This window comes from Streptomyces sp. NH27, assembly GCF_056859195.1.
The window spans coordinates 1-11562 of the sequence record NZ_JACEGK010000236.1 but is presented as its reverse complement, the minus strand read 5'-3'; the positions used below and the strand labels follow the sequence as shown (position 1 = coordinate 11562).

The window sequence follows — 11562 nt, the reverse complement described above, 5'->3', positions numbered from 1 at the left end:
TAGCGGCGGGCCCCGCGGGTTGTCAAGGGGGGCGGCGGGACGGCCGGGTCAGCTGGGACGGCCGGGTCAGCCGAAGAGCGGGAGCGGTCGTGCCGGCCGGCACCTGGACGACATCGCGGTCCTGCTGCTCACCTGGCAACGGGGCCCGGAACCGCGGGCGCGTGCCCGCGGGTCAGACCTTCACCACCGTGCCGCCGGTACCGGGGAACCCCTTGTCCCACCAGTGCCGGTAGCGTCCGTAGGCGGCCGGGTCGCGGTCGGCGAGCAGGGCCGACAGCTTCTCGGCCTCCTCGGTCAGTCCTTGCCACGCGGCCTTGCCGAGCTCGCGGAACGCGGTCAGCTCCAACCCGCCGTCGACGGCCCGCCACACGCCGACGACCTGCCCGTCCACCAGCAGGCTCGGCAGCGTGTCGCCGTTGCGGCGGACGATCAGCGGCCGGTACTCCTCGGGCACGATCCGGCCGTGCCCGAAGTAGGCCATCAGCGCGCTGTCCCACATCGGCAGCAGTCGCGGCGGGGCCGGGGTGTCCTCGTCGGGCACGGTGCCGTCCACCACGTCGAGCAGGACGGCGCTTCCCGGCCCCGCCACCCGCACCACCTGCTCGCCGAGTTCGCCCAGCGCCTTACGGACCACCCCGCTGCCCAGCAAGGTGAACCGGGCGAAGTCCCGCGCCGTCGCCGGTCCGAAGGCACGCAGGTAGGAGAGCAGCAACAGCCGTACCCCGGCGTCGACTTCGGCTTCGGCTTCGGCGTCTGCGTCTGCGCCTGCGCCTGCGCCTGCGCCCTGCGGTACGGTCCCGGCGCGCGCCGGGGCCGCGCGGTAGGTGTTCGGCAGCCGGAACGACCACGGGCCGCCGGTCGGCACATGATGCAGCGGCGCGTACGTCCGCAACGCCCACCACAGACGGGGTGCACGCTCGCCGAACCGTTTCGCGAGTTCCTCCTCCAACTCCACGCGGGTGCGCGGCCGGTCCAGCAGGCCGGGCAGCTCGGCGAGCAGCGCGTCGGCGTCGGCACCGGTCAGCCCGGTCGAGGTGAAGCGGCGGTCGTAGACCCGTGTCGCCCGCAGGCTGCTGCGCATGGCGGCGTGGCACGCCGCGTAGTCCTCGGCGTGAACAGCGTGCAGGGTGATCCGCATCAGGCTCGCCTTGACGATCCGGCCGTCCGCGAACGCCGCGTCGAGGTCCTCGGGCGCGAAGTCCCGCACCCGGTTCCACAGCGAGACATACGGCGACGCGGCCGTCTGCGCCTGCACGGCACACACCCGGCGAACCGCTTCGGCCACGTCCATGTGCCGTCGTTCGAGCAGGAGTTGGCGGTCCAAGGTGGCCAAGGTGAGCTGTCGCGCGGTAAGACCCATGGCCGGATTATGCCGCCCCGCACCCGCGGAGCGGTGCCGTCCGGCCGATCAGTCGGTGATGAGGTGCGCCAGGTGCGTAACGCCGTCGACGCTGGCTGCGGCGGTGGTGTTCACGGCGGCGGCCTCGCCCGGACCGCGGGCGCCCGTCGAGCCGCTGTCGCCGTCGGCGGCGTTACGCAGCCGGCGCCACCCTGCTCGGGGCGCGGCGGGAGCGCCTGCGCCTGGTGTCGAGTCATTCGAGGAACGGTGCGCGGTTGGGCAGGCCGATGAGGTACCGTAATCGGCCGTGTGACGCGGCTGCCGGGAGCCGGTCGCGCCGCATCGGCATACGTGGCCGGCGCCGCGGCGGACCGAACGGCCGCTCGATTGCGGGCCGGCCGCCGCCGGGCCGGCCGGTTCGGGCCGTCGTACGCTGCGAGCACCGGCGCGACACGTTCACGCGCGGCACTTCTCCGGGGCCGCGCAGGCGAAGGGCGGCTGACTTCCGATGGCATCGACGACCTACACCGTTGCACCGATCAGCGCACGGCAGCACCTGGACTTCGTGGCAGAGCGGGGCACCGCGAGTCATATGCAGGTGCCGTCGTGGGGCGGGGTGAAGCCGGACTGGCGGGCGGAGTGCCTGGGGTGGAGCGACGGCCAGGGGCGGCTGGCCGGGGTGGGCCTGGTGCTGTACCGGCCGCTGCCGAGAGTACGTCGGTCGCTGGCGTACCTGCCGGAGGGCCCGGTGATCGACTGGCACGCCGACGACCTGGACCGGTGGCTGGAGCCGCTGGTGGCGCACTGCAAGGCGCGGGGCGCGTTCGCGGTGCGGGTCGGGCCGCGGGTCGAGGCGAGGAGTTGGGACGCGGTGGCGGTCAAGGCGGCGATCGCCGACCCCGCCGTCACCCGATTGGGCGAGGCCGAGCCGACGTGGCAGGACCCGCGGGCCGGCGAGGTGGCGGCGCGGCTGCGGGCGGCGCGGTGGCGGCCGGCACGGACCGGCGCGGACGGCTTCGGGGCGGGCCAGCCGCGCTTCGTGTGGCGGCTGCCGGTCGGGGGCCGGGCGCCGGAGGACATCCTGCGCGGCTTCAACCAGCAGTGGCGGCGCAACGTGAAGAAGGCCGAGAACGCCGGCGTGAAGGTGGTCCGCGGCGACGCCTCCGACCTGCCGGAGTTCCACCGGTTGTACGTGGAGACCGCCGAGCGCGACGGCTTCGTGCCGCGACCGCTGGGGTACTTCGAGCGGATGTGGGGCGCGCTGACGGCGGAGGACCCGGACCGGATGCGGCTGTACCTCGCCGCGCACGACGGCGACGTGCTGTCGGCGGCCACGATGCTGACGGTCGGCGGGCACGTCTGGTACTCCTACGGCGCCTCCACCGTCCTGCGCCGCGAGGTGCAGCCGAACAACGCGATCCAGTGGCAGATGATGCAGGACGCCTGCGAACTGGGCGCGTCCGTCTACGACTTCCGCGGCATCACGGACACCGTGGACGAGTCCGACCCGCACTTGGGCCTGCTGCGCTTCAAGTCCGGTGCGGGCGGGGAGGCGTGCGAGAACATCGGCGAGTGGGACTTCCCGGTCAACCGGGTGCTGCACCGCGCGCTCGACGCCTACCTGTCGCGGCGCTGAGCCGGAAAGAGGTGCAGGCGGGGGACGCCGGTACGGGCGCGGGCGCCAATACGAGCGCGAACGCCGGTACGGGCGCGGGTGATCGACCCTGCGCCCGTACCGGCGGGTGGAACGGGACTGGCCGGTCCGGTCACGGCAGCAGCGCGTGCAACGCCATGCGGGTGAAGGCGATCCGGTCGTACGCCGTGGCCGTGCCGGTCTCGTAGAGCAGTCCGACCTCGTCGGGGCCGGTCTGCACCAGGTCGCTGTAGCCGGCGGGGAGTTGAGTGAGGGTGTAGACGGAGGTCCAGGTGCGGCCGCCGTCGGTGCTCGCGCGGACCGCCATGTCGGCGCGGGCGTCGGGGTCGGCGGGTCCGGCGAACAGCAGTGGCCCGGCGGCCGGTTGCAGCAGGCTGCCCTGCACGACCGGTCCGGCCAGATCGACTTGGGGCGCGTACGGGTGCTCCAGATGCGCGCCGCCGTCCTCGCTGCGGGCGTCGACCCGTACACCCGGTGCGGTGCCGTTCTGGTTGCGGGCGTTGAAGTAGACGACGCCGTCCGGGAGTTGGGCGACGGTGGCCTCATTCGCGTTGACCACGCCGTCCGGGGTGTCGTCCACGAAGCCGATCCGCCAGGTGGTGCCGCCGTCGTCGCTCAGCAGGCAGTGGCCGCCGTAGTACTTCGCCTCGGTGCCGACGTCCGTGGAGCCGGCCGGCGGTGACGTCGAGTGGTTGGCGGGCGCGACCAGCCGGCCGCGGTAGCGGCCCCGCTCCAGCGCGATCGCGTGGCCCGGGCCGGTGGCGTACCAGCGCCAGTCCGGGTGCTTCGTGGCCGCGGTGATCTCGCTCGGCGGGCTGAACGTCCGCCCGTCGTCCGTGCTGTGCTGCACCCACACCCGGCGGCCGTCCGCCGCGGACGCCTGGCCCGACATGATCTGCGCTTCGGTCACCCCGGCGCCGTTCGTACAGGTCAGCAGGGTGATACGACCCGTGCGCGGGTCGACCACCGGTGCGGGGTTTCCGTGCGTGTTCGTGCCGTCGCCCGCGACCACCGCCTGCGCGGCCCACGTACGGCCCCCGTCCGCCGAACGCCTCGCCACGACCACGGTCCTCGCGCTGTCCGAACTCCCGCTCCTCGCCTCGGCGAACGCCACGAGAGTGCCGTGCGTCGTACGGATCACCGCCGGGATGCGGTACACCGCGTAGCCGTCGGCACCCGAGGTGAACACGGTCGTCTCCGTCGCCGGAGCGGTGGCGGCGGCCCCGGTGGCGGCGGCCGCCCGCGTGGACACCCCTGCCAGGCCGAGCACTCCCGCGGTGAGCGGCAACACGATGAGTCTCCGACGGCTGAACGGCATGCTGACGGCCTCCTGTTGTAGGTGTAGGTGTCGCTGACGTGTTGACGGTTCATGGATCGCCGCCCGGCCCCGCCGCCACGGTTCCGCTCTCGTTCCCGGCCGCAGGCCGCAGGCCGGTGGTGGGTGGTGGGTGGTGGATGGTCCGGGGACCGACGGGGGCGGGCAGCCCGGGTGGTGCCGTTGCCGCGCAACGCCGTTACCGCGCAACGCCCAAGCCCGCGGCGGCGAGGTGGGCCGTTACCGCGTCGGCCTCCTCCGGAGTGAGCGGCAGCAAAGGCGCTTGGGTGCGGCCGGACCGGATGACCCCGCGGGAGGCGAGCGCCGCCTTGAAGGAGCCGAGCGCCGCGGACATCGGCCCGATCCTGCTCCGATCCGGAATCCCGATGATGCCGAACAGCTCGGTGAGCCGCCGCTGTTCGGCCCGCGCGGCGGCGTGGTCCCCGCGCCGAGCCGCTTCGTACAGCCGAACGTAGCCGTGGGGATCGACGTTGCCGAGCCCGGGCACGATCCCGTCCGCGCCACGCGCCATCGCGAGGTCCGCGAGCGTCTCGGAGCCGGTCAGGCAGCCCACGCCGCTGCCCGCGACGCCGTCCAGCACCCGCTGGAAGCTTTCGAGGTCGCCGGAGGAGTCCTTGACCGCCGCGATCACCTTGTCCTGCGCGAGGTTCACGAGCAGCGCGGGCGGCAGCTTGAAGCCGGTGTTGGCGGGGATGTCGTAGGCGACCAGCGGCAAGTCGATTGCGGCGTGCAGGAGTTCGTAGTGCACGCGCACCTCGGGCTCGGTGACGCCGACGTAGAAGGGCGCGGTGACCACCACCGCGTCGGCGCCGATCTCCTTGGCGCGCCGGGCGTGGTCCAGCACCCGCAGGGTCCCGGTGTCGATCGCGCCGGCCAGCACGGGGACCTGCCCGGCGGCGGTGGCGACAACCGTACGCAGGGCGATGTCCCTTGCGGTGTCGGTCAGTTGGGCGATCTCCCCGGTGGAGCCGCCGACGAACAGGCCGTGCACGCCGGCGTCGAGCTGGAACGCGGTGAGGCGTTCCAGCGACGCGGTGTCCACGTCCCCGTCGTCGGTCAGCGGGGTGCAGAGGGGAGGGACGACTCCGTGGAACATCAGATCCTCTTCGCGGTATCGGGTTGGGCCGGTGCGGCGGGCGCGCCGAGCTGGTGCCCCGGGCCCGGCTCCGTACCCGGGTTCGGATCGGTCTCCACGCCCGGGCCCGGACTTGCGCCCAAGTCCGGGTTCGGGTTCGGGTTCGGGTCGAACACCCCTTCCTCCTGGCCCTCGCGCGGCGGCAGCCCGGCGCGTTCGGCACGGCGGTCCGCGGCTTGCTGCACGCGGACCGGAACGTTGAATCCGACCAGCAGGACGACCAGGGCGGTGAGTGCCACGCCGAGCACGGCGATGGAGGTGCCGAGGCTGAGCGGCTTGGCGAGTTTGGCGCCGAGGATGGGGGCGGCGGCGCCGCCGAGCGCGCCGACGTTGTAGCTGAAGCCGAGCGCGGCGGCCCGCATGTTCAGCGGGTAGTGGTCGCTGACGTACTTCGGCAGCACCCCGGAGCCGCCCGAGCCGGTGCCGACCAGCATGAACAGCAGCACCCACATCCACACGGTGTGGCCGGCGCCGAGCGCGAAGACGGGCACCACGAAGGCGAGCGAGACGGTCAGCATCCCGGTGTACGCGATCCGGGTGCCGAACCGGTCGCCGAGGTAGCCGCTGAGCACGCAGCCGACCGCGTAGCCGCAACCGGCGTACAGCAGCGCGTTGGACACCTGGTCCGGGCTGTAGTGCAGCGAGGTCTTGAGGTACGTCGGCAGCAGCGCCTGGAGCGGCCAGGAGTACAGGAAGGCGCAGAACACGGTGACCATCAGCGCGACCACGACCGGCCACAGGCGCCCGGCGAACTGGACGGTCAGCGCGACGAAACAGGCGGTGATCACGGCGACCAGGGCGAGGGTGACCGGCATGTTCTGGCCGCGCAGCACCACGACGAGGGCGACCGCGACGGCGAGGCAGACCACCACGTTGACCACGCGTCTGCGTCCGCCGGCGAACAGGACGGCGGTGGCGCTGACCGGGCGCCGGCCGGCGTCGGCGGCCTCCTGCCACTCGGTGGCCTCCGGAAGCCGGCGGCGCAGGTAGATCGCGAGGACGACGGGCAGGATGCCGATCCAGAACAGCACCCGCCAGCTGCTGTGCGGCACGACCCACGCGTAGACCTTGGCGGCGAGCACGCCGCCGAGCGGGTAGCCGGAAAGGATCATGCCGCTGGCGGTGTTGCGGAGCTTCTTCGGCCAGCTCTCGATGAGGTACGTGACGCTGGTGCCGTACTCGCCGGCCATCCCGAGGCCGACGACCATGCGGAACGCGAACAGCGACCAGTAGCCCCAGGAGAAGCCGCAGAGCACCGAGCCCACGGCGTACAGCGCGATGCTCAGCACCATCGCCGGGCGGCGGCCGAACCGGTCGCCCAGCGCGCCGATGGCCAGGCCGCCGAACCAGCGGGAGACGAACGCCGCGGACACCAGGGTCGCGGCCGTGACCGTGGAGAGGTGGAAGTCGTGCGAGATCTCGGTGAGGACCAGCGTGATGAGGACGAAGTCGAAGCCGTCCATGGCGTAGCCCAGCCACGCCGCCGAGAACGCCTTCCAGTCCTGGCGGGACAGTTCCGCACGCCAACGCAGCGGTGGTGCTTGTGAGTAGCTCATGCTGGCTCGCATCCTCGGGAGCGGGTGAACGATGAGGTTGGACGTGGGACGTCCGACGTCCTACGGTGCAGGTAACCTAGGCGCCATGGCAGCGCAGCGCAAGCCCCCCACACCGGAGACCTCGCCGCCGGAGAACTCGCCGCCGACCCGAGGCCGGCGACCCACCGTGCAGGACCAGATCACCGACCTGATCGTCGAACTGGACCTCGACCCGGGCGACGCGCTGCCCGCGGAGCCCGAGCTGATGCGCACCCTCGGGGTCAGCCGGAACTCGGTCCGCGAGGCCCTCAAGGGCCTCCAGGCCCTCGGCATCGTCGACATCCGGCACGGCTACGGCACGTACGTCGGCACCGCGCAGGTGCTGTCCATGGCGCCCGGGCTGCTCTTCCACTCCCGGCTCGCGGTGCGCCGCGAGAACCCCCGCGCGCTGCGCGACATCGTGGAGGTCCGCGCGCTGCTGGAGAGCGGGCTGATCCGGCGCTCGGCCCTGGACCTGTCCGCCGCCGACCTCGACCGCCTCCAGGCCGAGTTGGACGCGCTGGCCGCCGACGGCGCGCCCGGCCGCGCCGACCACGACCGGCGCTTCCACGAACTGCTCTACGAACCCCTCGGCAACGCCCTCGCGCTCCAGCTGATCGCCCTGTTCTGGGGGGTGTACCGGCAGCTCGAACACGAGGTCGGCAAGCCGCACACCGACCACGACCAGGTCGTCCGCCAGCACCGCAAGGTCCTCGACGCGCTCCGTTCCCGCGACCCCGACGCCGCGGCGGACGCCATCGCCGAGCACTTCGCGGACGTCACCACCCGCACCGACCGCTGGGCCGCCGATCCGGCCCACCCGGCGTGACGACCCGGGCGACTACCCGCAGGTGAGGAGCGGCGGAGGTGACGCCGACGGACGTCGGGTCGCCGACACGCCCGTGTTCAGCCCGTGGACGTGTGCTCTTCCAGCGCCGCGCGCAGGAACGTCAGCGAATCGGAGGGCGCGAGTGCCGTGTCCCTGAGCAGGTCGTAGGCGAGGCGCAGGGGTTCCACGTCTTCGGGTTCCTCCACGAGGTGGCCGCTCCAACTGCTCATCAAGCCGTGGTTCTCCGTGATGGGTGCCCGTGGTGAGGTCCACGAACCCGCGTGGCCTGCGGAGATGCTGGCCGAGTACTACGCTCCGCCCACTCCGCCCACAGACTGATCCCCGGCTGGACGTAGGCGGTCCGGGCGCCCTCGTCCGCGCTGATGCGACAACCGGGGCCGCCCTCTCGCACGGTGCGGGGTGTCCCGGGCCGTCGGGCGGCCCTTTCCGCGTAGGAACGGCACCCCCAGGGGCGCGGCCCTCTCTCCCGAGGGCACCCCCAGCGACCGGCCACCCGCCAACGGGTGGTCCCGGAACCGACGGCACGGGCCGTCCCGGCGGGTCAGCGGCACCCCGAAGGGCAGCGCACCGTTCACGGACCGATCTCACCCGAGCCACGCGCAATGAGCGTGGTCGGCACCGTCACCGTGCGAACCGGCCGAGACGGCTCCCGCAACCTCGCCTGGAACAGATCGATCGCGGTACGCCCGATCTGCCCGTCGCCCTGGGCGACAACGGTCAGCCCGGGCCGCAGCAGATCGGCCAGCCCGAAATCGTCGAACCCGACCAGCGCCATGGCGCCGTAGTCCGCCCCGAGGGCACGGATCACCGCGACCGAGGTGGAGAAGTTGCCGGTGACGAGGGCCGTCGCCGGCTCCGCCCCGCCCCGCAGCCGCTCCAGCGCCGCCGAGATCCGCTCGGCCGTGATCGGCCCGGGGTGCACCCTCCCGTCGAGCGGCTCGCCCGCACCCCGCAGGCACGCGCGGAACGCCGCCGCCCGCTCCCGCCCGGTGTAGATCCGTTCGTCGTCCCCGATGTAGCCGATCCGCCGGTGTCCCTGGGCGGCGAGATGGCGGAAGGCCAGCTCGATCCCGCCCCGGTTGTCGGACAGCACGGAGTCGACCTCGACGCCGGTGGCGGGCCGGTCGAACGCCACCACCGCCAGCCCGGAGTCGATCTCGGGCTGGAGGTACTGGTGACCGTCCGCGATCGGCTCGATGATGATCCCGTCCATCCGCCGCCCGCACATCGACATCACCGCCTCGCGCTCGCGCACCTCGTCGTCCTCGGTGGACATCGCGACGACGGTCAGGCCGGCGCCGCGCGCCGTCTCGTCGATCGTGCGCAACACCGAGTGCGCGTCGGCGATGTGCCGCACCACCGCGCCGATGGTGCCGGTGCGTCCGCTGCGCAGTTGCCGGGCCCGCTCGTCGGGCTGGTAGCCGAGCTGGTCGATGGCCTGCCGGATGCGCTCGGCGAGCGCGTCGCCCACCGTCGAGTCGCCGTTGACGACGCGGGAGACCGTACGCAGCGCCACACCCGCCTCGCGGGCCACATCGACCATCGTGGGCCGGCGCGGACGTGATCCTCCGCGCTTTCCGGCGGCACCAGCACCAGCACCAGCCACTGCGCTTCCCTCTCCTCGATCGCCCACCGCCCGCGCCCCCGGGTCGGCCCGGCATCGTCCGCGATCAGCAAGGGGCTTGACTTGCTGTCCGGGAACCTTAGTCCACTCGGCGAGAAACGTTATCTCGCCGTCAGGGCGCGGCAGTCAGTGCAGTGTCCCGGTCCGGGAGACGTCTGTGCTCGCAGTCATCCCGCCTGCCCGGAAGTCCTCGCAGTACCCGGCAATATCCCGCAGTTCATCCGATTCAGCGTAGTTCCCGCATATCACCGCAATTCCCCGTGCTGCGCGCGGCGGGAATGCCCCGGGGCGGGCGGCCGGGCCGGGCTGCGGCGGGCGGAGGGATGGCTCCCCCTCCGCCCGGCCCACCGCCGTGTGTAACGCGCTGAAACGGCTGCCGTGGACCTGGTGGGCTGATCCGGGACCGGGTTAGGCTGCGCGGGTGAAACGGGAGGGTGTAACGCGTGGCTAGCGCGAGCGGGGGCAAGGCGACGGTCCGGGCGATCGCCGCCGAGGCGGGGGTGTCGATCGCGACGGTCTCGCGGGTGATGAACGGGCAGGTGCGGGTCGCGCCCGACACCGAGAGCCGGGTGCGGCGGGCGGTGGCGCGGCTGGGCGCGCAGGCCCCGGCCCGGCGCGGCAGCGCGACCGGTGCGATCTACGTACGCTGCCCGTACGTCCTGACCGACTACTTCGGGGTGATCGTCTCGTCGGTCGCCGAGACGCTCGACCTGCACGGGCGGCGGCTGGTGCTGAGCGCGGGCGACGCGGCGCGGTCCACCCAGGTGCTGCCCGGACTGCCGGACGACCCGGGCATCGCCGGCGCGGTGCTGATCGTACCGCCGGAGCCCGAGCGGGAGTTGGAGGCGCTACGGGCGAAGGACTTCCCGTTCGTGGTGATCGACCCGCGCACCCCGCTGCCCCGGGACATCGCGTCGGTGTCGGCCGCGAACCTCACCGCCGCCCGCAGCGTCACCGCGCATCTGGTGGAGTTGGGGCACCGAAGGATCGGGGTGATCGGCGGGCCGGGCGACTGGCTGGCCGGCAAGTCCCGCCTCGCCGGGCACACTTCGGCGCTCGCGGACGCCGGGGTGCTGCCCGCCCCCGAGCTGATCCGCTCGATCGAGCCCACCGCCGACTGGGGCTACGCCGCGGCCTGCGAACTCCTCGACCTTCCCGAACGCCCCACCGCCCTGGTCGCGTTCAACGACAAGGCCGCGGTCGGCGCGCTGCGGGCGGCCTACGAGCGGGACCTGCATGTGCCGGACGGCCTCTCGATCACCGGCTTCGACGACATCGACCTGAGCCGCAGCACCGTGCCGCGCCTGACCACCGTCCGCCAACCCCTGGAGGAGATGGGCCGGATGGCGGTCTCCCTGCTGATGCGGCTGCTGGAGCAGCACACCGTGGACACGCTGCACGTGGAACTGGCCACCCAGCTCGTCCTGCGCGGCTCCACCGGCCCGGCTCCGGGCAGCACGGGCGGCACGGGCTGCGCAGAGCGCCCGAACACCCCTGAAACGTCGACGCGTTGAGACGAGAGGAGGCCGGGGCCGGCCCGGACCTGCCGCCGCGCCCCCATCCGCCCATGCCACAGCTCCAGTTGGTCCGTCCCGACCACGCCGCGGCGGTACTCGCCTTCGAGCGGGAGAACCGCGCGTACTTCGCGGCGTCGATACCCGACCGAGGGGACGAGTTCTTCGCCGAGTTCGACGCGCGGTTCGCGCAACTGCTCGCGTGGCAGGTCGCCGGGACGGACTACCAGCACGTGCTGGTGACCGAACACGGCGAGGTGGTGGGGCGGGTGAACCTGATCGCGGTGGCCGCGGACGGGTCGGCGGAGTTGGGCTACCGGATCGCGCAGAAGGCCAGCGGGCACGGCCTGGCCACCGCGGCGGTGCGCGAACTGCGTGAACTCGCCGCCACCGCCTACGGACTCACCACGCTGCGCGCCCGCGTCACCCACGACAACCCGGCCTCGCGCAGCGTCCTCGAACACAACGGCTTCGTCGCCGTCGCCGAGCTGTCCCTCAACGGGAAACCGGCCACCGCCTACCGCTGCGCACTCCCC

Annotated in this window: 10 protein-coding genes; 4 read left to right on the top strand and 6 right to left on the bottom strand. The window is 73.0% G+C overall.

The features are described 5' to 3' along the window. Positions 1-172 precede the first annotated feature (172 nt). Positions 173-1360 (bottom strand): winged helix DNA-binding domain-containing protein, encoded by a 1188-nt coding sequence (locus AC13HU_RS20050; RefSeq protein WP_483043279.1) that lies wholly within the window; start codon positions 1358-1360, stop codon positions 173-175. A 487-nt stretch (positions 1361-1847) separates the two neighbouring features. Here AC13HU_RS20050 and AC13HU_RS20045 point away from each other — a divergent pair, with 487 nt between their 5' ends. Beyond that, the gene (locus AC13HU_RS20045) at positions 1848-2975 is read left to right on the top strand and encodes a lipid II:glycine glycyltransferase FemX (RefSeq protein ID WP_483043278.1); all 1128 of its coding nucleotides are present in this window, start codon (positions 1848-1850) and stop codon (positions 2973-2975) included. Between the two features lie 130 nt (positions 2976-3105). Here AC13HU_RS20045 and AC13HU_RS20040 read toward each other — a convergent pair whose 3' ends face one another. From AC13HU_RS20040 to AC13HU_RS20030, 3 genes are all read right to left on the bottom strand, one after another. Further along, complete coding sequence (locus tag AC13HU_RS20040) at positions 3106-4311, bottom strand: sialidase family protein (RefSeq protein WP_483043277.1); 1206 nt, start codon at positions 4309-4311, stop codon at positions 3106-3108. A 196-nt stretch (positions 4312-4507) separates the two neighbouring features. Beyond that, entirely contained in the window at positions 4508-5425 is a 918-nt protein-coding gene (locus AC13HU_RS20035; protein WP_483043276.1) for a dihydrodipicolinate synthase family protein, read from the bottom strand. Continuing rightward, positions 5425-7020 (bottom strand): sialate:H+ symport family MFS transporter, encoded by a 1596-nt coding sequence (locus AC13HU_RS20030; protein WP_483043275.1) that lies wholly within the window; start codon positions 7018-7020, stop codon positions 5425-5427. Before AC13HU_RS20030 ends, AC13HU_RS20035 begins: the two co-directional genes overlap by 1 nt. A gap of 85 nt (positions 7021-7105) precedes the next feature. On the opposite strand from AC13HU_RS20030, the gene AC13HU_RS20025 reads away from it, so the two are divergent. Continuing rightward, positions 7106-7867, top strand: a complete 762-nt coding sequence (locus AC13HU_RS20025) for a FadR/GntR family transcriptional regulator (protein ID WP_483043274.1) — start codon at positions 7106-7108, stop codon at positions 7865-7867. A gap of 77 nt (positions 7868-7944) precedes the next feature. Here AC13HU_RS20025 and AC13HU_RS20020 read toward each other — a convergent pair whose 3' ends face one another. Both AC13HU_RS20020 and AC13HU_RS20015 read right to left on the bottom strand, forming a co-directional pair. After that, positions 7945-8097 carry a hypothetical protein gene (locus AC13HU_RS20020; protein ID WP_483043273.1) on the bottom strand — a complete coding sequence of 51 codons (153 nt, stop codon included), beginning with the start codon at positions 8095-8097 and terminating at the stop codon, positions 7945-7947. 362 nt (positions 8098-8459) lie between these two features. Then, on the bottom strand, positions 8460-9431 hold the full coding sequence (locus AC13HU_RS20015) for a LacI family DNA-binding transcriptional regulator (protein WP_483043272.1): 972 nt from the start codon (positions 9429-9431) through the stop codon (positions 8460-8462). A 524-nt stretch (positions 9432-9955) separates the two neighbouring features. Between AC13HU_RS20015 and AC13HU_RS20010 the strand changes: the two genes are divergently transcribed. Beyond that, positions 9956-11026, top strand: coding sequence for a LacI family DNA-binding transcriptional regulator (locus AC13HU_RS20010; RefSeq protein ID WP_483043271.1), 1071 nt, complete (start codon positions 9956-9958; stop codon positions 11024-11026). Positions 11027-11079: 53 nt separating this feature from the next. Further along, positions 11080-11562 (top strand): GNAT family N-acetyltransferase (locus AC13HU_RS20005; RefSeq protein ID WP_483043270.1); only part of this gene is annotated, 483 nt, incomplete at its 3' end.